Origin of the sequence: Candidatus Lokiarchaeum ossiferum, from assembly GCA_025839675.1 — an archaeon.
GTDB classification, from domain to species: Archaea; Asgardarchaeota; Lokiarchaeia; order Sigyniarchaeales; family Promethearchaeaceae; genus Lokiarchaeum; species Lokiarchaeum ossiferum.
The window spans coordinates 3,357,070-3,382,601 of record CP104013.1; the positions used below are offsets into that span (position 1 = coordinate 3,357,070).

The 25,532-nt window shown below is 36.7% G+C and carries 20 protein-coding genes; 9 read left to right on the forward strand and 11 right to left on the reverse strand.

The features are described 5' to 3' along the window. Positions 1 to 99: 99 nt before the first annotated feature. Both NEF87_RS14310 and NEF87_RS14315 read right to left on the reverse strand, forming a co-directional pair. On the reverse strand, positions 100 to 1,575 hold the full coding sequence (locus tag NEF87_RS14310) for an alpha-amylase family glycosyl hydrolase (protein WP_457916339.1): 1,476 nt from the start codon (positions 1,573 to 1,575) through the stop codon (positions 100 to 102). A gap of 65 nt (positions 1,576 to 1,640) precedes the next feature. Beyond that, positions 1,641 to 2,372, reverse strand: coding sequence for an alpha/beta fold hydrolase (locus NEF87_RS14315; protein ID WP_457916340.1), 732 nt, complete (start codon positions 2,370 to 2,372; stop codon positions 1,641 to 1,643). Positions 2,373 to 2,480: 108 nt separating this feature from the next. On the opposite strand from NEF87_RS14315, the gene NEF87_RS14320 reads away from it, so the two are divergent. Next, a complete protein-coding gene (locus tag NEF87_RS14320) occupies positions 2,481 to 3,413 on the forward strand; it encodes a DMT family transporter (protein ID WP_457916341.1) in 933 nt (310 codons plus the stop codon). Positions 3,414 to 3,434: 21 nt separating this feature from the next. Here NEF87_RS14320 and NEF87_RS14325 read toward each other — a convergent pair whose 3' ends face one another. From NEF87_RS14325 to NEF87_RS14335, 3 genes are all read right to left on the reverse strand, one after another. Further along, the gene (locus NEF87_RS14325) at positions 3,435 to 4,178 is read right to left on the reverse strand and encodes an IMP cyclohydrolase (RefSeq protein ID WP_457916342.1); all 744 of its coding nucleotides are present in this window, start codon (positions 4,176 to 4,178) and stop codon (positions 3,435 to 3,437) included. 85 nt (positions 4,179 to 4,263) lie between these two features. Beyond that, positions 4,264 to 5,439, reverse strand: a complete 1,176-nt coding sequence (locus NEF87_RS14330; protein ID WP_457916343.1) for a hypothetical protein — start codon at positions 5,437 to 5,439, stop codon at positions 4,264 to 4,266. A 31-nt stretch (positions 5,440 to 5,470) separates the two neighbouring features. After that, positions 5,471 to 6,391, reverse strand: coding sequence for an alpha/beta hydrolase family protein (locus tag NEF87_RS14335; RefSeq protein ID WP_457916344.1), 921 nt, complete (start codon positions 6,389 to 6,391; stop codon positions 5,471 to 5,473). An 81-nt stretch (positions 6,392 to 6,472) separates the two neighbouring features. Here NEF87_RS14335 and NEF87_RS14340 point away from each other — a divergent pair, with 81 nt between their 5' ends. Continuing rightward, on the forward strand, positions 6,473 to 7,579 hold the full coding sequence (locus tag NEF87_RS14340) for an SIS domain-containing protein (protein WP_457916345.1): 1,107 nt from the start codon (positions 6,473 to 6,475) through the stop codon (positions 7,577 to 7,579). A gap of 123 nt (positions 7,580 to 7,702) precedes the next feature. On the opposite strand, the gene NEF87_RS14345 is transcribed toward NEF87_RS14340, so the two are convergent. Both NEF87_RS14345 and NEF87_RS14350 read right to left on the reverse strand, forming a co-directional pair. Further along, positions 7,703 to 9,472 carry a class I adenylate-forming enzyme family protein gene (locus tag NEF87_RS14345; RefSeq protein ID WP_457916346.1) on the reverse strand — a complete coding sequence of 590 codons (1,770 nt, stop codon included), beginning with the start codon at positions 9,470 to 9,472 and terminating at the stop codon, positions 7,703 to 7,705. An 8-nt stretch (positions 9,473 to 9,480) separates the two neighbouring features. Then, positions 9,481 to 10,413: a PIG-L deacetylase family protein gene (locus NEF87_RS14350; RefSeq protein ID WP_457916347.1), complete on the reverse strand. Its 933-nt coding sequence runs from the start codon at positions 10,411 to 10,413 to the stop codon at positions 9,481 to 9,483. A gap of 61 nt (positions 10,414 to 10,474) precedes the next feature. On the opposite strand from NEF87_RS14350, the gene NEF87_RS14355 reads away from it, so the two are divergent. The 6 genes from NEF87_RS14355 (at position 10,475) to NEF87_RS14380 (ending at position 19,819) form a co-directional block, all read left to right on the forward strand. Next, the gene (locus tag NEF87_RS14355; protein ID WP_457916348.1) at positions 10,475 to 11,629 is read left to right on the forward strand and encodes a hypothetical protein; all 1,155 of its coding nucleotides are present in this window, start codon (positions 10,475 to 10,477) and stop codon (positions 11,627 to 11,629) included. 96 nt (positions 11,630 to 11,725) lie between these two features. Then, positions 11,726 to 13,282 carry a purple acid phosphatase family protein gene (locus tag NEF87_RS14360; RefSeq protein ID WP_457916349.1) on the forward strand — a complete coding sequence of 519 codons (1,557 nt, stop codon included), beginning with the start codon at positions 11,726 to 11,728 and terminating at the stop codon, positions 13,280 to 13,282. Positions 13,283 to 13,334: 52 nt separating this feature from the next. Continuing rightward, positions 13,335 to 14,873 carry a hypothetical protein gene (locus tag NEF87_RS14365; RefSeq protein WP_457916350.1) on the forward strand — a complete coding sequence of 513 codons (1,539 nt, stop codon included), beginning with the start codon at positions 13,335 to 13,337 and terminating at the stop codon, positions 14,871 to 14,873. A gap of 2 nt (positions 14,874 to 14,875) precedes the next feature. Further along, a complete protein-coding gene (locus tag NEF87_RS14370; protein WP_457916351.1) occupies positions 14,876 to 16,747 on the forward strand; it encodes a hypothetical protein in 1,872 nt (623 codons plus the stop codon). Between the two features lie 4 nt (positions 16,748 to 16,751). Continuing rightward, positions 16,752 to 18,338 (forward strand): MFS transporter, encoded by a 1,587-nt coding sequence (locus tag NEF87_RS14375; RefSeq protein ID WP_457916352.1) that lies wholly within the window; start codon positions 16,752 to 16,754, stop codon positions 18,336 to 18,338. Continuing rightward, complete coding sequence (locus NEF87_RS14380) at positions 18,335 to 19,819, forward strand: hypothetical protein (protein WP_457916353.1); 1,485 nt, start codon at positions 18,335 to 18,337, stop codon at positions 19,817 to 19,819. Before NEF87_RS14375 ends, NEF87_RS14380 begins: the two co-directional genes overlap by 4 nt. Here NEF87_RS14380 and NEF87_RS14385 read toward each other — a convergent pair. Next, positions 19,805 to 20,725, reverse strand: coding sequence for a phosphatase PAP2 family protein (locus NEF87_RS14385; protein ID WP_457916354.1), 921 nt, complete (start codon positions 20,723 to 20,725; stop codon positions 19,805 to 19,807). The two genes, NEF87_RS14380 and NEF87_RS14385, sit on opposite strands and share 15 nt — an antisense overlap. Positions 20,726 to 20,769: 44 nt before the next feature. Here NEF87_RS14385 and NEF87_RS14390 point away from each other — a divergent pair, with 44 nt between their 5' ends. Continuing rightward, entirely contained in the window at positions 20,770 to 21,336 is a 567-nt protein-coding gene (locus NEF87_RS14390) for a hypothetical protein (RefSeq protein ID WP_457916355.1), read from the forward strand. On the opposite strand, the gene NEF87_RS14395 is transcribed toward NEF87_RS14390, so the two are convergent. The 3 genes from NEF87_RS14395 to NEF87_RS14405 are packed head-to-tail and all read right to left on the reverse strand — an operon-like array spanning position 21,333 to position 25,294. Beyond that, the gene (locus NEF87_RS14395) at positions 21,333 to 22,214 is read right to left on the reverse strand and encodes a phosphatase PAP2 family protein (RefSeq protein ID WP_457916356.1); all 882 of its coding nucleotides are present in this window, start codon (positions 22,212 to 22,214) and stop codon (positions 21,333 to 21,335) included. The two genes, NEF87_RS14390 and NEF87_RS14395, sit on opposite strands and share 4 nt — an antisense overlap. Positions 22,215 to 22,234: 20 nt before the next feature. Beyond that, positions 22,235 to 23,713 carry a hypothetical protein gene (locus NEF87_RS14400; RefSeq protein ID WP_457916357.1) on the reverse strand — a complete coding sequence of 493 codons (1,479 nt, stop codon included), beginning with the start codon at positions 23,711 to 23,713 and terminating at the stop codon, positions 22,235 to 22,237. A 3-nt stretch (positions 23,714 to 23,716) separates the two neighbouring features. Next, on the reverse strand, positions 23,717 to 25,294 hold the full coding sequence (locus tag NEF87_RS14405) for a hypothetical protein (protein WP_457916358.1): 1,578 nt from the start codon (positions 25,292 to 25,294) through the stop codon (positions 23,717 to 23,719). Between the last annotated feature and the right edge of the window lie 238 nt (positions 25,295 to 25,532).

Genomic DNA, 25,532 nt, shown 5'->3' on the forward strand with positions numbered 1-25,532 from the left:
TTTTCTTAGGTTTTTGGAGATTTGAATTAATAAACTAAAATTAAAATTGAAAAAATACTCTCTCCTGTTTTTAATCCATAAATTAGGTGTACACAGAAGTTATTTTTTATTCCAAATATAAATTGACCCCGTCAGTTTGGGAATTGCAAAGTCTATCGCATCTTTACAGTCATTTACGGTCTTAACTTCCATAAATCCTTCCTCACTGTTTAAAATTTTTGAGCATTTTAAGTTTTTCCTGAGAGGATTGAAGTTTAATATAGGTAGAGAAGAAATTATATCATAATCTGCAAAATTACATAGTACCAAAATGATTTTTGAAGGGAAATTCCAGTAATAAGCTATTATAGGATATAATTCCATTTGGTTGGACAGTAGATCGGTGGAAATTTGGCGCCAGGATCCCTCAGAGGATGAATCAAAAAGATTCAAATCAATCAGTGTGCCATAATATTCATCCAACCAAGTTTGATTAATTTCATTCGGAATTCTCCCTAACTGCACAGGAATTTTAATTTTTCTTCCTTGCCTTTGTCCTTGATGGAGTAATCTCGCTCCTGGAAGCGTATAAAGGAATGTAGCTAATAATTTAGATTTTTTAGGCCCGAATATTTCAAAAGCTCGGGATTCATCATGATTTTCAATAAATCGAACAAGTTTGGTTTGGTAATTCAAGTCAGCTTTTAAATGTCCCTTGATAGAATCAATATTTCCTTGGCGTAAGCGATCATATAAGAGTTTGTCGTAGCAGAAATCGAATCCCAATTGTTGTAATTCCCATTCCAAATCCCAATAGACTTCGGCGATAAAAATGAAATTGGGATATTTTTGCTTGACATCCGTCACAATTTCTTTCCAGTATTCTTGAACTAGAGGATATTTTGCTTTAATATTCCATGTTCGTTGAAAAATATTGGTATTGAGTAACATAGCCATATCACACCTAACTCCATCGGCAAAAGTGGCGATCCATTTTAATAATTTTTTAACTTCATTCCGCATTTCTTGAGAGAATGCATTGAATTGGAGTGTGTCTGTCCAAGCATCGAAATATGGATCTTTTCCATGAGCAAATATACCATTTTCACTTTTGAAGAATGTTTTTGGCTCCTCTTTTAAATCAAATTCAGTGCCTTGAATAAAATATTCGGGGTGATTTTGTTGCCATTTATGATCGCAAGCTAGATGATTCGGCACAAAATCGACTATAATTTTAATTCCGTGTTCATGAAGTCGTTTGGCTAGTGATTGAAGACCGGCATCAGTTCCAATCTGCGGATCAACATGATAATTATAGATGGCGTAGGGCGAGCCAACAATATCTTCATCTTTTAAATCCTTCAAAACTCTTTGATATTCTTTTTGCAAGCCAGGATGAGTTTGGGCAATTTTTCGTCCCTGTGGACTTCGTTCCCATATTCCCATAAGCCAAATTGCATCATAACTGGCTAATTCTTGGATGATGATCTCCTCTGGTAAGTTATCTAAAAAGATCTGAACCCCATACTGATTACTCAAATCTTTCAACCATGGCCATGTGTTTATTTCATAAATCAAAGGGTGAATATTGTACATGAATATATGGAGTTACTATAGTTTTAAACTAAAAAAATGTATTTTTCAAAGAAAATTAAACTAAATTAAAGATGGGCGAGCATAGCTAAGATATAATTTATTGTTTCATTGTGTTGTTCATTTCGGGAAATAGTTGCAACTCCATCTCCTTTCTGTTCTCCATAGTATCCAAAATAAGCATGATTACCACTAGCAATCATGTGAATGGTATGATTCGAGGGTAATAATGATGCTGTAGAGGGAATATCTTTCGAAAGTACAGTGTCGAATTCTCCATACAACGACACACAAGGAATTTCTAATTTGGATAAATTATTAAAGTCAGTTGGATAGGAAGCAAGTAATATTAATCCTTGAACATCTTCAGGATGGTCAAAAGTATATTTTGCTGCCATAGATCCTCCCAACGAATGTCCAGCCATCACCCAATTAGAAATAGATGAAAATTCTGTCATGATATCCTCCGCTCTATTTGCTCCAAGAACTGCTAAATTCAATGGCATCGAAACAATCACAACAAGATAACCTTGACTCGCTATAGATTTAGCTAAGACCGAGTACGCTTCGGGTTCCACTTTTCCCCCAGGATAGAATATAATGCCTGTTGTAGGGGTTGAATTAACAGGCGTAAAAGCAATATTTTTATCTGCTTGCACAGAAACATCCGCATCTGATTTGATGACGTTCAACGCTTCTTCCATGGGATCTGATGAATCAGTAACCCAATATGCTGCAAAACCCGCAAATCCGATAAAAATTATCAGAAATACAACTCCAATCGCTTTTTTCTTTTGCATATAAATACTTTATATCGAACACTTTTTTCTTTTGTGCTTATTTTTTTGCATAAAAATACTTCATTTTCCTCTATCTTATAACTAATTTTTCATTTTAATTTCACGTATATGAAAAAAAAATTCCATTACATAATTGCATTATTTGCTTTTGTATTATGGGGTTTGACCTTTCCTTTCGGAAAAATGGTTCTTCCCCCCCTTTCCTCATATTCCTTTGTTTTCCTTCGATCTTTGATGGGATTTTCCCTCTTATTTGTTATTCTTGCGATTCAAAAAGAGATCAAACCATGGCTCCAATCCTTGAAAGAAAATTTCTGGCCCCTTTTTCTTTTTTCGCTGGGTCCCTTTGCTCTTTCTTATACAATACAGTTTTATGCAATACAATATACTACAGCGATTAATCAATCAATTATTGCCCAAACTTCAGTAATTTGGGTGGTACTCATAAATTTTCTCGTGTTTAAACAAAAACCGCAATTAAAATTCGTATTGGGTGTCCTTACCGGAATTTTTGGGGTCGTCTTAATTATCACCAGTTCAAGTGCGTCATCTTCAACAAATACGCTTAAAGGTGATTTATTATCCATTATTGCTTTCATTTGTTGGGGTAGCTATACCGCATTTTCGAAACCTTTAGCTGTCAAAATTAAACCAAAATATCTCACAACGTCAGTTCTTATGTTTGGGGGGATATTCTTGTCTGGAATTTCAATTGGAACAGGATTATTTGATCAAGTTAATCAATTAACAACCCTCCAATGGGTTGTTTTGCTTTATCTCGGATTTATCTGCACAGGATTAGCTTATTTACTTCACATGATTGGACTTAGCGGTCCAGAAGTCAAATCAGAATATATTGCGTATTTTACCCTGATTATGCCCATTATTTCAGCTTCTTTCAGTATTTTATTCCTGGATGAACAATTTAGTTGGCGTATCGGGTTGGGAACGTTTTTCGTATTTTTATCCGTTATCATAATCCAATATAAAAGAAGAAAACCTTTATCTCAGGATGATAATGCATCAGAATTTCAACTATAAAAAAAATAAAAGATTTCTTTCTTAGTTCTTATTTTTTATTTCAATTGTAATGTTTTTTGTGGAGAGATCTACCATTTTCACCAAAAGGGCGACTCTGGTCTCAGGATTTAATGCATTCCAAAAAGTATCAATGTTTTGTGTAATGTCGTCGAATATCTCTACGACAAAAGGTTCGCCATAAAATGATGGAAGAGGATTCCCATTCGATTTATAGGTCGTGATTGCATGCCCCAGACCTGGAATTGACTTTTTATAATTATAATAATGTCGCAATGCATATTCAGGTTTATTTTGAAATGACTTCAAAATTGACAAGGTGTAACCAACATGTTTTGAACTTGAATATCCAATACCTGAAATTCGGGGGGTAAAATTTGGAGGATCCGGTTCATATTTCCTCATATTTAAAGCATCCTCGAAAGATTTTCCATTTTGTAAGGCTTCATAAATTGTTTCCGTTTGATCTCCATTCGAAATAATGTGCCAATCTTGGAGATGTTTGATCGGAAAATAAATTATTAATGAAGGATCAGTTAATTTTGATTCGTCAAAGGCTTTAGTCCGTACAAAATTTTGCTCATCTTGATAGAAGACACGATTTTGACTATTAACTGATCTTCCGCCAATCCAGTAGATTTGAATGAGGGATTGCCCATTCGGAGATCTTCCAATAATCAATCCTCGACCAGAATAGGCATTGGCTTTAAGAGATTTGAGGTTAGTAATTGGATTTTCATTAAAGATATGTTGTTCTGGAAAACTCATGAGAATTTAAAGTAAATATCAATATGTATTAGACTTTATTATGATGGAAAAAAAAGATCGTTGTAAATAGTTTTCTAAAACAGAATTATAATTTACCCAAAACAGCCAGTTTGAGGATTTTTTTGTAGCGTTCGCTTTCAATTAAATAGAGGATCGAGGGAGAAATAAAATCAACCGCTTGGAATACACGGCGGATTTCTTGAGCAAATCGAATTTTCTCGGGATCGATGACAAAGTCCGAAGCCCGCGCTGATTGAACTGTTTCAATCCACTTCACGGGATTTTTTTGTTCCATAATCCCATCCAAAGCATAAATTCCTAAATCTGTTAATCCTGCAGCTAATAATGCACTAGCCTCCATTTTATACAATTTAGGATCCGTTTGAACTGCTCGAACATCTGCGACTCCCAGATTTGTTATGCCTAATGTAATGGAAGCTTTTTCTGCTCCATATTTTTCCACAAATTCTTTGGCATAGACATGTATCAAATGCCGATAATCCTCATGAGATACAATCCCTTTCGATGCAGAAACATAATCTGTGTTAAAGATCATATAGTTGATTTGATCCCAATCCACTGTTGAAACCGGCACTGTCATAAAATCTTGAATCCGGAAATCACCATCAACATGGTCCTCATAAGCTAAGGGTAATGCAACCGCAATTGCCTTCGTACCGTATTCATGCATCATTTCTTGCATCGCGGTAAATTTTGCAAAGGAAGCTTCAAATCGTTCTTTATTCATGTTCGTTTTGACCGTTTTTATAAAGCCATTGATACCCGCCAGCTTGTCCAATCCCGTTTTTTCTTTTATTTTTTTCCAAATTTTCTTCTTTTTCCGTTTTGATTTCACTTTATCTGTTTCCTTGCGGATTTTCTCGGCGATTTTTGCTTCTTTTGGATCGGTAGGGGGTTCTAAATCTACTAATACTCCTTCGGGGATCGCGAAACCATGATCTTTATACCATTCCAAAAGATTTTGGACTAAAGCATGGAATAATTCGACCGTGATTTCATTGGCATAATAGCCATCTTCCACATCCAGTAAAGGCCATGGAATCATATGTCCCTCAATTCCTAGGTCGCGGAATTTTTCCATCATTTGTAGAAAATCTTCCCCTTCCAGATCCTTTGGAAGAATTCTCATTGCGCAATAGGTCCCTGTTTTTGCCAGTACGTCAATTGCACCCTTCTCTATCATTTGGTGTGGGGTTAAAAATTCCACAGGAAAAATTATTCGATTAAATTGTTCAACCATGTTAAATTAAGCCTATATTTATTTTGTGAAGTTAGTTTTGCAACCAAAAAAGGATCCGAGCCATGAGAGGGGCTTGATTTCCAGCGAATTCATGACCTCCTTGATCAAAAACCATACAATTAACATCAGGTAATCGCATTTGAAACTTATTATGCTCAAAATTTTCTTTGAACAACACAACATTATCGTTTTTTGAATGGGCAAGAAAAATACGATTTCCATATGAGACTTCCTCCTTGATTTGACACACTGGGGATTCTTCATGAAATGCGGTTAAGAATGCTTCTTCGTCAGGAATGTGACGTACAACTGATTTGTAAAGCATGCGTTTAAAAAAAGACCCTTGCTTGAAGTGTTGTTCAAACATGACTCGCGAATCATGGGGGGCACATAGGGCAATAATTTTCCCGACCCGTTCTTCATGAAGAAGTTGCGATAAAACCATAGAACCTCCAAAGGAAGCTCCGATAGCGAAAATATGTTGTTGATCCACTCCGATGTGATTATATACCCATTCAAAGGCGAAAGGAACATCTTGGTAAACCCGATGAACGAACGATTCACTCAAAGTTTTCAAAATATGTGGTTCTCCTGCTATTCGAGAATTTCCAGAAGCACGAAAATCATACGCAAAAACTCGATACCCTGCAAGGCATAAAGAACTTAAAAATACTTCAAAATTATAATCTTGGGCAAATCCTCCGAGTCCATGAAAGAAAATGATACTGGGAGCGGTTTCGGGAGTCACATCAGAAGAATATATGTAACCTTGCAATTCGCGACCATCATCCATCAAGATTTTCTCTTGTTTACGCGTAATTTGTTGGGATTGCACCCAATGTTGCTTATTTTTTTCTATTCTTCGGATTCGCATTCCATGAAATACAGATTTTTGTAACTTTTCTATCAATATTCCACTGAGTATCCCCCCCAAAAATGAAATCAATGCCATATTCTTACTTTTTTACTTATCTTTATTTCCTAATAAGCTCATTCATAATATTATAAGAAAAATTATTAATGGGAAATGTAAATGATAATAGAAACAAAACTAGGAAAAAAAACAATCTCAGAAATTTGGCAAGTTCCAATGGCTATACAAAAATCTGTTTTCCAAAAGCAAAATCGCGCCCTTATACGTGAGATTTCCCGAGGAATAATTAGTAGTGGATGTGTATCTATCTATATCTTTGGTTCTGGTACGAGTTATCACGCGGGATTGGTGTCAACCTATTGGTTTTCTCAACTTGCAAAGTTTCCTACCCATTGTGAATTAGCGCCTGAATTTCCTTATCTTATTGAACCCATCATAGCTCCAAAGCATGTTGCGATATGTATCAGTCAATCTGGAGAATCCGAATTAACTGTATATTCTGCTCAAAAATCAAAGGACAAGGGGGCCCATGTTATCGCTATCACTAATAATGAGTCCAGTACAATTACAAAGATTGCAGGCCATCGGACTTTGGTTACCCAAGCAGGTCCAGAAGAAAGTATTTTAGCCACCAAAACTTACATCTCTGAATTGGCTGTGTTAGCGGCTTTAGCTATTGATTTGGCTTTCTTGCGAAAAAAAATCTCAGATGATGAATACAATTCTATCTGGGATGAGTTTAAAACAGTCCCCAAATTAATTGAACTAACTTTGCCTCTTTTTCATAAAGAAATTCGCACAATTGCCCCATTTTTCAAGTTTTCTCGAAATTGTTTTGTTATTGGAGCGGGTCCTGATTATGCTAATTGCATGGAAGCCGCTTTAAAATTAAAGGAAGGTGCTCGAATTTTTTCTCAAGCTTTTTCTACTGCTGAAACACCTCATGGTCCTATTACTCTTCTTTCAGATCCTCGGGATGCGTTTGTATTATGTATCATTCCGCGACCTGAAGCGGAATCCCGACATAAAGATATTGTAAAATTGATTTCTCGATTAAAAAAACGTGGTGTAACTATTTTAGGCATAAAAAATCCTATCGATGACACACTTGACTTGGATATTGCAATAGATATTCCAAAATGCAGCGAAATTTTTCACCCTCTCTTTTCCATTATTCCTGTACAGCTTCTCGTAGTAGAAATTGCCACTATCCAAAATATTGATTGCGATCGCCCAAAAGATCTTTCTAAAATATCGTCTCTATAGTTTTTTCGTTTTGATTTTCAATGGATTTGACTGTGATCGCCCTAAAGATCTTTCTGAAATATCTTCTTTATAGCTATTTCATGATAATTTTCTAAATGAGCTTAAAAAAATAAATTAAAAAAGTTATTCCCTGGACTGATCCCAGCCCCCATTTGCTCGAATCTCTCGTATTTTTTGATTCGCCATATTCTTCAAAGATACATAGTCTACTTTCTCCGAACGATTGAGGGGCATATCATTGTACTCTAAAATAATAATGAGGGATGGCCGTTTATAAGCGGCTAATCCCTTGGAAACCGTCTCAACTTCTTCGATTGTAATAGATTTGCCCTTGCGTTTCTCGACAAAGGCAATGATCCCCTCCCCGAAGACTTCATGGGGATAGCCAATTAAACCAACTGTCTCGACCTGCTCTTTAAGATTGTCCATCAGAAAACTTTCCACTTCTGGAGGGTAAACATTGAATCCTTTTGGTTTAATCATTAATTTCGCCCGACCCACAAAATGTAGACCCTTATCATCATAAAACCCTACATCCCCCGTATAACACCATCCATCCGTTGAAATCGTCTTTCGTGTATTTTCTTCATCATTTACATAACCCAAAAAGACTTGAGGTCCTGAAAAACAAATTTCTCCGACTTCCCCCTTTGAAAGTTCGCTACCCGAGGTGCCATCCGGTTCCATTTTTTTACGAATCGTTATTGGAGTAATCGGCATGGCGTAGCCGATTCCTTCAACAATATCATCCACACTGCTGTCAATGGGGGTGTATGTTGCCATACCTGATAATTCTGTTAATCCTAGCCCCGATCCCATTTTGGGTGACATAAGATTTAATTTTTCTAAAAAGGGACGCGACACAGATTGGCCTCCATAAATGGCGAATTTTAGAGAAGAAAGATTATAAGTATTATAATTGGGTAATCTCCATTCTAAATTGAAGAGCGCTGGAATTTGACCCAGTGCTGTGACCTTATATTTTTGAATAGCTTCTAGGCTTAAATCGGGTTTGAATAAATCCAGAACAATTGCTTTGCCACCGAAGAAGAAGGTCGTGATCAATTGTTCTGCTTGTCCCCCGACATGGCTCGGAGGCAAGTTAACGAGCATAATCAAATCTTCATAGTGCATATCGAAACCCCAACCCATGCATAAATTTTGGGCTGTGATCCCTTGATGCGATAGTAAGGCTGGTTTAGGATATCCGGTGGATCCTGTCGTATAAATTACTTGGCATCCATCTGTTTCCTGCACATTACTATGATATTGGTTATATTTTGCTGTTAATTCCGTCATTTCAGCTATTTGAGATTTCTTAAATAGATCTTGAGCAGATTTAGCAAATTCCCAAGCCGAAATAATTTTTTCTTCTCCAAATTCTTCTATCAGTTGATCTGGCTTGCTGAATTGTACAAAGTATTTGACAAAATCCACGTTATCCCGAATAATTTCTGTCATTGCGGCGAAATCTGCTACATCTGTTTCTCCTAAATGAAAGTACATTTTCGCTTTAACCAATGTCAAACATCGTACAACTTCAGTTGGTTTTAATCGAACATCTAAGGGAACATGGATCGCCCCTATTTTGAAACACGCATATTCTAAAAAGATATGTTCGGGGAGAAAAGGCAGAGATGTTGCGATGAAGTCACCCTTCATAATCCCTAGATCGATTAGCTTCAATGCTAGCGCGGTGGAGTGATCGTCAAATTCCTTCCATGAAAATTCTTGTCCCGTGTTGACAGAAACAAATGCAATTTCCTTTGGTTTTTCTTTAGCCCATTTTTCTACTGCTTCATGCACTAAATGGCGGTCAAAATAATCATCTTCATATATTTTCCATGAAATCATGGGTACCCCGTGTTCATATTGTGGTTTAATCAATGTCATATCCTCCTTTATTTAAGAAACTCCTTTAGAACTCGTTTTGGTGGAATATATGCTCCGGGAAATAATTCCTTTAATTCTTGAGCTGAAGGTTGGCGACCATACTCGCATAACTCAAAAGCTTCTGCTTTTTTGATTTTTTTATTTGGAAACCCTTTCTTCCATAGTTTTCTGTAATCTGAAATAATACGGGAAAACACTGAAATAATCAACATTTCCAAGACTTCTAAACGGTTTTGAACATCATAATCCTCGGGAATTTGATCCTCAATATTCATGGTCCAAGGTAACCAATCCATCATCTGACTTTCATGATTAATTAAGGCGGCACCTTTCCGCTCATACTCGTCAGTAATGTCGAGCATCACATTCGGTATGAAAGGGTAGGGTTTTTGAAAATCATCATAAGCATAGCAAATCACGGGCATCTTCCGAGTTTTTGAAATTGGAGTACCGGGACAATAATGAGGAACTATCAACATATAACTCGCATCCATAACTAATTGACTGGTATAGCGATGATCGCGGTGATAATCGTTCGGTCGGTGAGTGATAACCAAATCAGGATCAAATTCACGAATGATTCTGACTACCTTTTCGGTTTGTTCCCGATTGACATACACATGACCATCATCAATATTTAAGGAAGAATACTCCGCTCCAAGGATTTTTGCTGAAACTAAGGCTTCTTTTTGGCGAATTGCTGCTAATTCAATTTGATCTTTTTCATAATGTCCTAAATTTCCGTTTGTAACAGAAATATACTTGACTTTATGGCCTCGGGATGTGAGCTTATACGCTAAACCTCCGGTTAGAAGGTCTGCATCATCAGGATGGGCACAAATGACCATCACCTTCAAAATTGTTTTTGTATTTCCCTCACGAGGATAAATCCAAGAGCAATTTAATGGCCAAATTTGGTCATCATACTCATATTCACTCATAGATAACATTTCGTGAGATCAGAAAATAAATCCTTATATGAACCAACTTCGAGATTCAATTATGGAAGAACATAAAATTGATGAAAATTCAGATGACGTTCCAAATTTAATTTCTAAAAATCAATGGAATTCTCCTCGATTACGATGGATTGATCAAGTTCGAGGAGCAATAATGCTTGGATTAGTTCTTACGGTAGCTATTGATGTTGAAATCGAAAGCGGTTCTGTACTAGAATTCTTCCTTGCTCATGCAGGACGCGAAGCCACCTATATGACTCTGTATGATGTGGGGGCGGCGGCTTTTATTTTTATTATAGGATTATCCATGGGTATTGCCTTTAAAAAACGCCAAAAAAGTGTTGGAATTCAAAAATCATTAGTTCATATAGGGATCCGCTTTCTGGCTTTATTCGCGGTTGGATTTTTAATTGTCATGGCGGATGGAGGGCTAATGCAAGAACGTGATGACCTTATTGTGATTCGATGGGACGTTGTCATTAGCATCGCAGTTACGTATTTGCTAACAACTCCGTTTTTGTTCATTAAGAAAGTACACCTCAGGTTTCTAGTTGGATTATGCTGGGCAAGTTTATATCAAGTATTGCTCCTTACGACTGGATTACGGGCGTATGCAATTGCATCCAATCATGGAGGCATATTTGGAACGCTTTTTGGATATATCGCGATAAGTGTTATGGCATCTGCCATCGGGGAATATCTGTATTTTGACTCCACTATTGAAGAAGACAAGAAATATCAGCATGTGCTCATCTTAGGAATATTTTTCCTTGTTTTGGGTGTTCTCATCGCGTTTATTCCGGGGATGGAAGCGGCCAAACGACAAGTATCATTAACTTACGTTATTATTTCTTGTGGGGTGACTATATTGGGGATGAATATCTTTATATTTTTTGATCGGAAGAAGAATTTGGAATTATCCTATTTGCGTGCTTATGGGGTTAATCCTTTTCTGATGTACTTTTTGGCCGAGATTCCCAGTTTTCTGATTGAACAGTTTATTGGCACAGATCTGGGGATCACTCCGGAAATTATTGGAAATTTAATTTTGACAGTGATTTTACTGGGGGTTACTTCATTTATTGCAATTTTCACTTATAAAAAGAAAAAAATTATTCCAACCGAGAAAATCGCAGGTCTCGGATTTGTGTTTTTGGTAATCCTTGTAATTATTTTGCTATTGACGGGAAATCTATAGAATTTTTTTTAAGTAATCTAACAAAATTGATAAAATCTTAGGATAAACATGAAAAATCTTACTTTAAAAAAAAAAAAGAGCCGAGTTTATATAAGCATGGCGCTTTCCTTTCTATTTCTAGCTTTAATCCTTCTAGCTATTTTGATTCCAGTGATTTTTTTTGAATATGTTCGAAACAATGTTCTCACGTATTTTTTCTTTGGCTTAGAATGGAGAATTTCAACGATTCTGTTATTTCTCTTTCTTTTTTGCCTTGGAATTGGACTTGTCGGCTTCAAAACTTCAATAAAAGGAATCAATTCTCCGAAATTCGAAACAAAGATGAAAATCCCTTCCACTCCATTTGTGTGTGTGGGATTACTCTTGATCCTAGGAATTGCAAGTACATCATATTATGTTCCATCATTGGGTGCAAATTCGGGACTTTCTCAAAAATATGGGCCATATCTCGGATTTCATGGGGATAATGAAATGATAATTGCCTGGGATTCATCCTTATCCGAACCTGCTTTGCTTGTGTATGGAACGGAACCTGAACATCTGGATTTGGATCAAGAAAGTACTGTAGAACCATGGTCTTTGAATGACAAAAATTTCCATCACTATGTGATTTTAACCAATCTTACTCCCAATTCCGAGTACTTGTACAAAATCCCCCTCTTTAACAAAGAAATCTATCATTTCAAGACTGCTCCTCTCCCTGATTCGGGCGAACCGACAGTATTTACTATCGTGGGTGATATTCAAGGAGGATTTGCTGGGGAACGAGAGATGGTTTCTCAGATGGTCCAAGATCCCGATGGAATGGATTTTACTTGCATTGCGGGTGATTTAGTTAATGGAGATGATGTTCCTGCTCATTGGGCAACTATATTCCATAGTAAGGGCTATGGGCGCATCTCGGCTTCCGTACCATGGATGAATGTTCCTGGGAATCATGAACAATCTTGTGAAAATGAAAACTGCGGATTTCGTGAAAATTACAAATTGTTTTTTCAATATAAATATCCCAGCAATAAAGTAAGTTTGCCCAATACACCTGATTATGGGTTATATTACTCATATAACTATTCCAATGTCCATATGGTTGCATTGGATAATTTTGATAATAATTCTTATTCTCAAGTGAATAACTATCCTCAAGGTTCATTTCTGACCACCGCCCAATTGGAATGGCTGGATCAAGATTTGACACGAAATACGGATATGTGGAAATTTGTTTATATGCATGTTCCCATGTATTCCACTGGTGATTATGGCTCGAATCGCATACTTATTGATCAACTCGAACCTATTTTTGAAAAACACCATGTTGATGCTGTATTTTATGGGCATGATCATCATTTTGAATCATTCTATGTCAATCGGAGTTCTACAAATGGAACTTATCATTTTGTTGTTGGAACGGGGGGGGCAGGAACGGATGATTTAACTGATAGAACAGAATTAGGTGATCGTGCATGGACCGGAAAATTTCTTAATGTCAGTGAAGGTGAATATGATACAACTCAAATGTATGGGTCCGAATATCAGTTATTTGGAGAAATGACTTATTGCTATATGAAAGTAAAAGTCGTTGGCACCATTGCTACTTTTTCCGCAATTCGAAGTTCCGATGGTTCTTCCATTGTGGAGTTTGTTATATCCAAATAGTTTTTTATTGTGAAAAAATCAACCCTTAATAAAAAAACCGTAATGAAAAACCATGCGTGTAAGAAATCGAACATCAATCAAAATAAAAACAATTTTCACCATTTTGTTAATCTTTTCGCCTTTTACCTTCTTCACAGCTCTTGGAATCCGGGTTGCAAGTATTTATGATGACATGTTATCATTCCAATATGAAGTAGGCCAACCAAATCCCGATGAAGATTTTCTCTATCCAACCGCCAATTATACGCGCATGAATGCAATGGCGCGTGTATATGATTATTTATATCAAAAAAATCATCTGCCCTTAAATTTTACCGCGACCTGTGACTATGTTGATGAAAATTATACCGAAGTAGCGAGTTATCAGTTTTCTGATAATGGGGCACTTTGGACGGGCATTCCCATGGCCGGATGGGTGTTTCATTATGTCGCAGCTCAAAATGAAGGGAACGTAACAGATATTGCCTACGCTCTTGAGGTGATTCAACGTATGGTAAATGGATTTTCCATGCTGATGATCGTACCTAATGGAGGATTGGGACCGGAATATTCTGGAATTCTGGCTCGAGGTTGGGCAGGTCCCGAACATAAAGATATTCATCCCTCTCTTTTTCAAGATCATATTCGGCATTTTAACGGTACGGGAGATTATAGCAATTATCGATGGCGGGGGCATACTTCAAATGATGAATATGCAGGATTCTACCTCGGATTAGCTGTATGTCTGAAATATGTTGAAGATCCTTATGTGCAAACGACTGTGGGATTAATTGTTGAACAACTCGCCAACTATATGCGACAAACTAACTTTTTAGGGATCAATGGACCCGGCGGACCAAGTGGTGTAGAGCAAAAGGCACGGGTTTATACGGGAGGTTATTGGGTCTCCCTTTTATTAAAAATGGCTGCGATGGTAAATCCTGAAGAATATGAAGAAGACTATTATCATTATGTGGCCGCAGAAATGGGGTCTTTGGCTGCTGCCGAATCGGCAGATACCGAATCCATGGCGAACTATTATGCTTACAATTTCGCTCATTGTGTTGTATTTGCATTTTTGTTATTGGAAGGAACCGAAACCAAAATTGGACAACATTACTACAATCACTATTTCGATTCTTTGCGTACTTATACTCAATATCATCGGAATCCATGGTTCAATGTCATTTTTCTAGCCCTATCTGCAAAACCGGGAGATTATCCTATTATCGAACGAGATATCGAAGATCAGTTGTTGCGGATGCAGATCAATCATTTTCCAGATCGCCATTATCCAACCTTGCCTGTTCCAGATTCCTATGAACGGAATATGGAAATCCCTGCTATTGAAGAAGACTTGAAGGATCACAATTGGTGGACCCTTTACAAACTTTTATTTATTGAAACAGACTGGCAAGAAACCTACTATACGAAACCCTTAACAGTAGAATATATGCGTTCTTCCCACTTCATTTGGGAGAAAAATCCTTGGGAATTGGGGAGTAGTAGTAATAATACCTTACATGAAGAACCAGGTGCGACGTTTTTCACGCCTTATTGGATTGGAAGGGCTTTTGGGTTTATTCAACCAACAGGAATACGGGTGATTTAATCATGGTGATAATAGATGCGAAAATTCTATCGAAGGAGGAAATTGAGACACTAAATGCTCCTAATTCCTCAAAATTAAAACTCAAATGGGTATTTTTATCTATCGGGATTATTTTATTCATCCTTGCCATCTTATTCTATGTATTTGCCTGGAATATTGCCTTCCTTGCAATCGATATTACATATAATCGGGAGACCTTTAGCCTCAATCTCTCTATTCTTTTTGCTTCCGTTCTTCTGACTGCAAGTTTGCTTGTTATCTCTCAAGTCTGGATGAATACCAGTAATTATAGCGAAAATTCACTTCATCTGGAAAGATTCTCGGAAAACATTGAAACTCCTCTTTACAATGGTAAAGTTGATCGAAAGATGGAGGAAGTGGATCAAATCCAGTTCCGCCACTATGTAACCAGTCGGTTTATCGCAGCCATTATAATTCTATTATTAGCAGCCATCAATATGTCTGTATTTGGCACTGCCATTGATGATGAAAATCATCTGGGGAGTTGGTTTTTTCTGGGGGGACCCTCAATGTTCTTTCCTATGAGTGCTTTCATGTTCTTAGTCGCTCTTGGTTTATTGGGTTATACCTTATTTTCGACAGCTATCTTTACTTTTACGAAAACGAAACATTTCTATTTGATTGAAGAACGACGAATTTTTATTCCTTTGATGACCGAGATTCCTCGTGAAAATATCCGAGGCATCCGTATAACCAATGCAAAAACGGGGCCAAAGTACTTTTGGATCATACTCGCAGGGTTTAATTTGATCCTTTGTTTTACAGATGGCTTATATTTTCTAACTAATGAATTTGCTTTTGGATCGGGATTAATTGTGGGAAAATTTTATATCCTTACGGGAATTGGACACTTAATTGCGATTGGGATTTTAGTGTTCAAACATCAAAACATGTTGGAAATAGTAACAAACGATAAAATCTATGAACTTTACTTCTCCACCCCCGCAGCTCCCATGGTAAAAGATGGAATTTTAGCTTTGTTTAACTTATACCCTCCAATTAACTCTACATCGATGCTTCCAAAAAAATTCTTACGGGATGGTCGCAATTTGGTTACAGGGCTATTCTTTTTACTATGTGCTATTCTTAGTGCTGCATTGTATCGTGGAGCAGGTGTTCCAGTAAGAATTCCTCTCTATATTTTTGGGGCCGTTTTAGTGGTTCGGGGAATTAAAGAGGATTTTACAAACAAAAATGGGCTTCAAATTGAAAAAAACGAGGAAAAACAAACACTATATCTGAAAAAACGATTTGGATGGTTCCAATCGAACTATAAGTTTTCAAATTTTGCTTCTAAATCCTTACAAGTAGAGTACCAGATGAAAAAACTAAATACTTTTGATGTGCTAATGGGAATTTCCTTCGGATTTGTTTTGGGGTTAAATCTTTGTTCCTTTTTCTATATCGTACCCAGTAATTCACTTGCAAGCGGGATGAAAGTGTTTCACATCATTGGATCTATTATTTTGTTCTTCATTGTTATTGCAGTGATGATAATGCCAACCAATTCTTTGATAATTGAGAACAAATTTTTATCGTACTCCTATCCAATTCCAGGAATACTATCAGAAGCCCAACAAAAAACCATGGAAGGGAAAAATATCTTTGAACGATTGTTCCTCAGGTGGAAAAATGTATACATTTATCATTCGGAAGGATTCTGGTATCGCATTGCATTGATTGTAATGAGTTTCTTCTTTGGTATGATCTTTTATGGACAATATGTTGCCTCTTTTGGAATTTGGTTTGTTCCATTGATCTTATTAATTGTGTTGATTGGATATTTTATTACTCGAGAAATAGTCCAACGAAGAAAACAAAACCCTTCCATACAAAAATTACAGGAAAACTAACAACATGGAAAATAATTCCCCAAATCCTAGAATTTTGAATGAAAAAGAGTCAGATTCAAAAGGTTGGAAAACGATCCTCAAGGATTTTAAGCCCATTTTGTATTTTATCCCCCTAATTCTTCTAATTAGCTCTGATGAAGCGACTCTTCTAGTAAATGAGGTGATTATTGTAGTCTATTTTAACTTAGAAAGTAACCTTACCATGTTTGGTGCTTTACTTGGTTCTTCTCAAATTGTTAAAGCAGTCTCCCTTCTGATCTTTGGTTATCTTGCTGATAAATTTCAACGAAAAAAACTTTTATTATTTTCCTCTCTCGGTTGGGCGATAACGGATATTTTAATTGGGTTTTCGCGCTCCTTTGCGGGATTATTCATATTTCGGTTATTAAGCTCTGCATGTTCTGGCGCAGCAGCATCAGTAATTCTAAGCCTACTCGCTGATTCGTTCTCCAGTGATGATCGTGGATTGTCCTTCGCGATATGGACCATGATCAGCACAATTGGGGTAGCAATTGGAGGAATACTTTGTACCGCTTTCAATAAAGTGAAAGTAGATTTTGACGCAGATGCGGATGATTTCATCTCTCGAATTCAAAATATTCGTGGTACAAATTCCCTCGAAATAATCCGACAATCTTGGCAGACTCCCTTTCTTGTATTTGGTTTAATTGGAATTGCATTCATTATTCTCGCGATGTTTTTCAAAGAACCGAAACGTGCTGCGAAAGAAAAAATGCTCGCTACAGTATTGGCTCATGAAAATGTTGATTATAACAAGTTTTATTCCATTAAATTTTCAGATTTAAACCATATTTGGAAACGAAAAACCAATTTCTTTCTCATTATCAATTTTGTTGATACAATTTTAGCTGGAATGATTGTTGGATTTCTTATTATGTGGATATCCGTAGATATGGGCTTTGATGTAAATAATGCTTCTTCAATCGGATATTTATTGCTATTTCTGGTTCCAATTATCGCAGGTCTCGTATGGGGGAATTTTTATTGGCCTAGAAGAGCGGATAAGGCTGTGAAAGCTGGAAATTCTACAGCCCGTGTAAGAATGGCCACATTTCTAGGGTGGGTTCATCTACCCTTCTTATTCGCCGGATTTGCTATTATCCCAAATTATCAAAACTTAACGCTGTTTAAAGGGGCACTGCAAGCCAATCCTATCACCTTTGGCATCGGACTGGTCGTTATGGGATTATTGATCGGGATTGGAATGTCTTTTGAAATGGCTGTGGGGCCGCTTCATTACTCTGCAATGGTAGATGTGAATCTTCCTGAGCACCGTTCTACTATGATCGCCGCAGCATCTTTCATGGATGCCATCGGTAGAGCTCTTGGAACTACATTGGGTGCAGTGATCATGGATTATTTCCTAAATGTTCGCCAGAGTCCCAGTCCAATTTCAGAAACCCTCCTATTTTCCTTACTCACCTTTGGTATTGGATCAGGATTACTTTGGCTCCCAATTTATAAATATGCAAAAGGAGATTTTGCAGAAATCGCAGCGATTTTAAAAGAACGAAAAATCCAAATTGAAATAAACTATAGGATGAATAGAAAGGAAACTGATACTTCATGAAAGTCTCATTTGGAAAAACGATTATTACACCACAAAATGGTGGCCATGGTGTGCCGATGGCCGGTTATACTCGACTATTTTTTGCTCAAGGGAAACTAGATGATATTTTCGCTCGAGGTATGTTGATAGAAGAAAATACAAAAGAAAGCGATCCGAAACGACTTCTCGTGATCAGTCTGGATCTGTTAAAAGTCCCTTTGGCAATTAGTGAATATATTAAAATAAAAATTCAAGAACAAACAAATTTTGGGGACAATTCAGAGCAAATTTTAATTCATGCGACCCATACTCATTCTGCACCTGATTTAACGGGAGAATTTTATTGGCCAGGGTCTTCCTTAAATGTATTTCGTGGCATCATGTTTGGGGCTAATAGAAATGATAGATATATTGTATTTTTCACCCACCGGATCATTACCATGGTTCGTCAATTAATTCTTGATCTCACACCCTCGAAAATCGCGCAAGCGACTCACCTAATAGAAGAAAATATTGTGATCAATCGTCGAAATCCGCTTAGAAAATCCAAAATTCCCCTCTGGTTGCTTGTATTTAAAAGAATTGATAATGATCAAATTTTTGGCATCCTTGGTAATTATGGGATGCATCCGACATCCTTATCCAATCGGAATGATAAATTGTCTGCAGATTATCCAGGAAGGTTTTGTTATCATATCGAATCGGAAACAGAGAATAAAATTCATGCAATTTTCATTACGGGGGCTGCCGGGGATCTTAATCCGATTACTACCTGCGGTACCGATTTTGAAACCCTTGAAAATGATCCAAAGGCTCGAAAAACCGTATATGATCAGCTCGGAACTTACACGCATACAAAGAAGCTAGGCTTTTTCTTGGGAAATACAGCTTTGCAGGTGGCACGTGCCGTCAATAAAGATGATTATTTTGATATAATTAGGATTCGCGGTTTTACCAAAGCAATTTCCATAATCATTGAAGATAAGCAGCCTTATGTCTATAAATGGGGGACATGGTTGACAAATAAGCTGGTTTTTTATCTCAAACGACTTTTTTTGTTTCCAATGGCCCTTAAACATGCAAGTGGGCAAGACCCCAATTTTCCAGCAATGTATTTAACCTACGATTCTAAGAAAAAAAAGGTCAAGGATCGCATGAAAGTGAATACATTGCTTCAATTATTGCATTTAAAACTATATAAGTCTATTAATCCTTCTGATGTTTTAAAAATAAATCTCATTGGAGTTCCAGGGGAGGTTTTCGAAGATTTAGCTGAAAAACTTATTCATATACAACCTGAGATGACCTCAAATAATCATATATTCCAGAATTCCAATGATTGGGTGGCATATTTATTTGAACTAAAAGATTATATTGGACAAGGCGGATATGAACCGATTGCTTCTGCTTCACCCCATTGTGGACAAGAAATCTTGAAAAAATTCAAAATGTTTTTTAATGAAATTCAAGTCGAAATCGAAAAGATATCATTTGATATATAATATTTTTTTCATTCTTTTCCAAGCAAAAATCGCCATCATCGGAGAACAGATCAAAATAATGGGTTGGTACCAGAGAAAATGAAGGAACATATACCTTATGCTAATTAATCCTGCAATAAGGGCAGTGAAACAAATAGCAAATAATATACCCCACTGGAATTCTTCAAATTTTGCATAAGTGGGAACATTATCCGCTTCCTGTTCTGGTATATTCAAAACTCCATAGTAGATCCAGGCCGCTATCAAAATCCCAATTATAATGGACCAAAATCCATCACTTAAAAAGTGATCGCCTTCAAAAACTCTTCCTAACGCCATTAAGATGGCATATCCTATGGTTAAGATAAAAACGGGAACTATTATTCCTTTTCTTTTGGTTCCAAGTGAGATAAATGCGATAACAACTAGAAAAATGGCCACATTAGTATGTCCGGATGTAAAAGATCCGTGACTTAAAGCCTCAGTAAAACTTAATTTACCAAAAATCCACATATGGGAATACATTGAAGGATCATCCGCTACTACTCCAGGGCGAGCCCGTGCAAAAAGGACTTTGAAGCCTCGGTTGATTATTGCTAGTACCAAAATTACCGCCAGCATAAATCCAGAATATTTTCGACTTGAAATGAGTTTGTCTTGCATTTTTGGGATATAGGAAACTAAATAGACGCCTAATGATAAGAGGATCAGAATATATGAGAAATCTTGCCCCCCAAAACGATCCCCATCAAAAAGTGTCCTATCAAAGAAATTGGCATACGCCGATAGAAATGGGCTAGAAGCCGTCATTGACACAAACGATTCAGATATTCTCAGATCATAAATTCCAAGAAAAATTGATCCGAGTATTGCAATCCCTGTTAAAATAGGAAGAAAAACCCTTACCATAGTTTTTTTTTCACTCATTAATATAATGGAGATTTTATTTGGTTATAAAATTAATATTAAATATGCAAATAATTACAGAATCGGGGTATCAAGAGGCTGCAAGTTCGTACGCTCATTTGTTTGAAATCAGCACCCCCTCTGCTATGATGATTGAAAAAGATCTTTCCTGGCTAGTACGGGATGCAGTACCTCAAGGAGGAACTTTAATGTTAGGAGATTTATTAGTCGTTAAACATGCATCTAAAGTGGTTGAAACGCATCCGTTTCCAGAATGGGTGATTCAGCTCCACCGTATTGGGAAAAAATCTGGAAAAGTGTATGCCATTATACCTAAATTAACTCCAAAACAAATCAAGCGCTTCAACCGGAAGGATTCTTTCCGAAGGAAAGAAAAAACTATTGAATCTTTAACCGCTCTTTCCCCTGAAGATTTTCTTGCGATTGAATATCAAGAAGGAATATGCATTAAAATTCCAGCAAACGTTCCCCATGAATTCATAAGTGTGGTTGGCGAAGGGGAAGATGTTCCCTATTGCCAAGTATTTGAGCCGAATTTTGCCCCCATGGCAGATTTAATGAAGTTTGATGTAACCAAATTCTATGATCTCGATTTTGAGTTGCATTTCTAATTATTTTTTTCTTTGTTGAGAATCTTCTTTTCATAACGAGGAATTCGGAAGATAATATAATAAAACAAAGCATTGATGATATAAACCATTCCGAAAGCCCATAGTACATCACTTGCATGGTGAGCTCCCACTACAATTCTTCCAACACCAGTTAAAATTCCCAAGATGATACTAATTGTTAATCCCGCCCATTTAAACACCGAAAAAAGTTGAATTTTTGTTTCTTTCTTTCCTTTTTGAACAATTCTTGCCCAGAATTTCGGATGCATAAAAATGAAGAAGAAAATGACAAACACTGCAACAACAGATACGTGACCTGAAGGGAAGGATTTTCCAGCATCAATTAACGAGGGATCCTTGAGGAATGCGGGTTCCCATACTGAATAAAAATCCCACATCTCTGGATCTGTGCTATTTGGCCACAACATGGTTTGTCGAGGACGGGGCCGCCCGTAGAGATCTTTAAATATGACATTAACAAAGATCACCACACCTGTAAACGCGGAGAAGAACGCATAGCTCCCATAAATCAGCAGGTAACCTAATTTTTTGTAGTTAATCGCTCCAATAATAATCATTGGGATCAAAGTAACATAAAGGAAGTATTCAAAGATATCATTATACTCATTCAGAAAATACCATGGTTGTACATTTTCTAAGTAAAAGCGTTCCCCTACCGGTAAACTCTCATCATAGAAAAGGTCGGTTATAGCTTTATCAATTTGTCCATCATTAAATTTTAAAATAATAGTGCCCACCAGAAGAATGATCCCAAAAAGTATAAAAAACCGATATTTTCTCATCCAATTCTTTATGTTCTTCTTAATTGGTTCAGTTTCCAATTTTGCGTTTTCTGATTTTTCTGTTATTGCTCTCACCAAGGATTTAATTTCTATAATTAAAAAATAGCAGTTATTAGTGTTAGTAAAACAATTATTGCAAACCCAAAAATTCGAAAAATACTTTCCTTTTTCAACGATGGAAGGAACAAGCTCTTTTTCAACGTGTGAAAATCCCCTACTGAAATGAATTTTGTAGTAGGGGGATATATTTGATATGAATCTTGAGAATTTCCATAATTAAAAACAAGGTAATTTAGTGGAATTAACAGATAGATGAAACACCCACAAATAATTACACCCCACATAATCGTCGTAAGTATCAAATCCACCAGGATTAATCCATTGAATATATTGAGAAATCGCCAACTCCAAAGAAATTCAAGCGTTGACAAATAAACCAATAATCCCATTCCAAGGATATCAGTAAAGTTTACACTTCGGAATTGAGTTTTTCTCCATAGACCATTTTTTAGATCAATATCACAAAATCGGATGGATGTCCAATATCGACCATTTTTTACTCTATATTTAGATTTTTTCTGATGCTGATCAATTGTCACTAGGGTTTCTTCGGAAAGATCGTTTTGGAAGGCTTGTAATAGAACGTAAGCTCCAAAAGTCAATCCAACCATGGAAAGATCGGTTCCCCATAAAAATTCCGCGGAAGTACCTATGATCGATGCGATTAAAACAATCATACTAAAAATGATTCGAAAATAATTTCGTTGCTTCCCTTGTTTGCCCCCTTTTGAATCATTTTGATTGCGAAACACTTCCCACAAATTCTCTTCAGTTTCTGATGGATCAATATAGAGATCCAAAAGTTTGCAAACTTCTTCGGAGATTTCTTGATTTTTTTTCATGGGGAAAAAATTTAAAATATATTTCTTCCATTCCGAATCGAAGGTTAACTGATGGTTTGGGTATAATAAGATGAAAATTGCCACCAGTATATCTATAAGTGCAGTAATTACCATCATGGTGGGGAGGATTTCATCTTGGGCGAGGGGTTCTCCGAACAGTGGAATTCCAAATTGCAAAATTCTTACTGCCATCGGAATGAACAGAAGAATCCAGGTATGTTTAAACTTTAAACCAGTGTTAGTATATTTAATTTGGTTAATATCGGGGAGATTTATCTCAGAAAAAGTGGGAAACACGAGTTTTCTCTCTTGTATCTTGCATAAAGAACCGTTGTTGGCGATCTCAATTTTCTTCATAGAAAATAGGCAATATATAAGCATAAATATCCCCACAATAAGCGGAATTAATCCAACTGTATAGAAGAAAGAAACCCCTCCCAGAAAGACGGCAATTCCTTGCCCAATATATTCGCCTGTTGTAGGATGTTCAGGATGCCCAATTAAATTTCCAAGTAGGTTGTAATCTAATATTCCAACTATAAAAAGAGCAAGTCCTGCAAGCAAATAACTCCATGGAAGAGAGACAAAATGAACTGTTTCTCCTTTCATCTCTTGCTTTTCATACGTAATGTGATTTTCCTTTAATTGAGGTATTGAAGGTTCGCGTTGCATGGTTTAATATCCCTCCAAGTATCCGTAATATTTCAGCATGTAATACGGGAGTGTATATGCCGCACCCGCATATTGTCTGATTGTGCTCGTAGTATTGAAAATGTTGACTCCATCTTCTTGGTATGGATTGCGATTCCATGAAGACGTAGTAGGATTCATCATTTCGATCGTGGCTGGTTTTAAATACCTCTCGCGAAATATTGCATCTTGTAACCCATACGTAAGCCACTGATACGTCGACCCAAAGGCGGTATTATCCACAAAATCCTTCCATTTTGCAATATTGGGATCAATGGTTGTCCAATCCCCCCCTAATTCACTTCGGGCAATTGTTTGATTTCTTCCTCCGCATGTGGTATCTAAAGGAACCAAATTGAATTCATTGAATCGCCACAGTTGATCTAAGATATCCCATCGAATATCATCTACTTTAAAAGATGCTTGTTTTTGAGATAAACTCGCTGCAGTAAGATAAACTGCATTTAAAAAGCCATTCCGATGTCCTCGATAGCTCGAATAGGTTTTAGCTTGGAAATTTTGAAAATAGAGATCCACTAATCTTGGATCGTCTTCAACTAAAAATAAGCCCAAAACGACCATATTCTCGAAATATTGACTGTAATAATTGTCTATGTTGTCCATTTTATTTACAAACGGTGTCCGATTTACTTTTCGTTCTTTCACCAAGAAATATTGAAACAACTGCTCATATCTGACATTTTCGGGATCTACTCGCATAGCCATCTTCGTGAGAAGCAATTTCCATTGAGAATAGCATGGAACCTGGAGATGAACTCCATTTGGTTTCCCATCGCCAGTCATTTCTTGCCAAAAACTACTTAAAAACCCTTCCATGGCTTGTAAAATGATCAATCTGGTTATTTCTTGCACTTCGGGCACATCCTGAACCAGCATCAAAGTGGCTGCAAGTCCCAAGAAATAGCCTCCTAATTCATCCTTACTCGTATAGAGACGAATTCTCCAGTCTGAATATTTCCCGGTGCCATTGAAGTGGCGAAATCCCTCATCAAAAATCCAAGTATAATTTCCATCAAAGCGTTGATCTGGGGAAGCATAAAAACGACCTATCGAAGTTCCCGGAAAATTTGGTCCCAAACCTCCATTCGGAATTTCTATTAACAATCGTAGACCATAAAGCATTTTTTGCACTAATAAAAGCGCCTGGGCTTTTTCTTTCCCTTCAGGCAAAGAAGCATAATCATAACACGCCGCCACCAGATTTTCAGAAGTGTGTAAAGCTCCATTATCGGTTCCATCATAGCTGATTATTTCCCCGGTAGATACATTTTTCACAAATGATTGACTCAAATTCATCTTAAGGTGTTGTTCTTGGAATAATTCAAATTCGCGTCCAATATCTTCTAAGCGACTGAGATTGATAACACTTAATGGGTAAAAATCTACAGTTTCGGGAGGTGTTTCCATATAATCTGTTAAATCCGGTACTAATATACCCAAATAAAATGCAAAGTAAAATCCCCCAAAAATCAATGGGATTAAAATCAGGGTGCTTTTCATAATTTTCCGCAGTTTATTCCACTTTTTATTTTGGATTTTCATTATCTTCACTTTGATTTTTCAACGGTTAAAGAGCAAGAACTCGTAGATCAAACTATGCACTTGAAAGATATAAATCTTCGATTTACCTAGGCTGAAAGCTCAGATATAAGTGAAAAATGGATAAACCCATCCTTTATGAGTATGAACAAACCCAAACCATTTGAAATACAATTAGTAATATATTACGCTTTTAAATTGTGTGCACGAAAAGAATCAATTGAACCTAATGGATAAATCT

Excerpts from the sequence above, each read along its gene's own strand:
- NEF87_RS14310 (WP_457916339.1), bottom strand. The coding sequence starts at position 1,575 with ATGTACAATATTCACCCTTTGATTTATGAAATAAACACATGGCCATGG.
- NEF87_RS14315 (WP_457916340.1), bottom strand. The coding sequence starts at position 2,372 with ATGCAAAAGAAAAAAGCGATTGGAGTTGTATTTCTGATAATTTTTATC.
- NEF87_RS14320 (WP_457916341.1), top strand. The coding sequence starts at position 2,481 with ATGAAAAAAAAATTCCATTACATAATTGCATTATTTGCTTTTGTATTA.
- NEF87_RS14325 (WP_457916342.1), bottom strand. The coding sequence starts at position 4,178 with ATGAGTTTTCCAGAACAACATATCTTTAATGAAAATCCAATTACTAAC.
- NEF87_RS14330 (WP_457916343.1), bottom strand. The coding sequence starts at position 5,439 with ATGGTTGAACAATTTAATCGAATAATTTTTCCTGTGGAATTTTTAACC.
- NEF87_RS14335 (WP_457916344.1), bottom strand. The coding sequence starts at position 6,391 with ATGGCATTGATTTCATTTTTGGGGGGGATACTCAGTGGAATATTGATA.
- NEF87_RS14340 (WP_457916345.1), top strand. The coding sequence starts at position 6,473 with ATGATAATAGAAACAAAACTAGGAAAAAAAACAATCTCAGAAATTTGG.
- NEF87_RS14345 (WP_457916346.1), bottom strand. The coding sequence starts at position 9,472 with ATGACATTGATTAAACCACAATATGAACACGGGGTACCCATGATTTCA.
- NEF87_RS14350 (WP_457916347.1), bottom strand. The coding sequence starts at position 10,413 with ATGAGTGAATATGAGTATGATGACCAAATTTGGCCATTAAATTGCTCT.
- NEF87_RS14355 (WP_457916348.1), top strand. The coding sequence starts at position 10,475 with ATGGAAGAACATAAAATTGATGAAAATTCAGATGACGTTCCAAATTTA.
- NEF87_RS14360 (WP_457916349.1), top strand. The coding sequence starts at position 11,726 with ATGGCGCTTTCCTTTCTATTTCTAGCTTTAATCCTTCTAGCTATTTTG.
- NEF87_RS14365 (WP_457916350.1), top strand. The coding sequence starts at position 13,335 with ATGCGTGTAAGAAATCGAACATCAATCAAAATAAAAACAATTTTCACC.
- NEF87_RS14370 (WP_457916351.1), top strand. The coding sequence starts at position 14,876 with ATGGTGATAATAGATGCGAAAATTCTATCGAAGGAGGAAATTGAGACA.
- NEF87_RS14375 (WP_457916352.1), top strand. The coding sequence starts at position 16,752 with ATGGAAAATAATTCCCCAAATCCTAGAATTTTGAATGAAAAAGAGTCA.
- NEF87_RS14380 (WP_457916353.1), top strand. The coding sequence starts at position 18,335 with ATGAAAGTCTCATTTGGAAAAACGATTATTACACCACAAAATGGTGGC.
- NEF87_RS14385 (WP_457916354.1), bottom strand. The coding sequence starts at position 20,725 with ATGAGTGAAAAAAAAACTATGGTAAGGGTTTTTCTTCCTATTTTAACA.
- NEF87_RS14390 (WP_457916355.1), top strand. The coding sequence starts at position 20,770 with ATGCAAATAATTACAGAATCGGGGTATCAAGAGGCTGCAAGTTCGTAC.
- NEF87_RS14400 (WP_457916357.1), bottom strand. The coding sequence starts at position 23,713 with ATGCAACGCGAACCTTCAATACCTCAATTAAAGGAAAATCACATTACG.
- NEF87_RS14405 (WP_457916358.1), bottom strand. The coding sequence starts at position 25,294 with ATGAAAATCCAAAATAAAAAGTGGAATAAACTGCGGAAAATTATGAAA.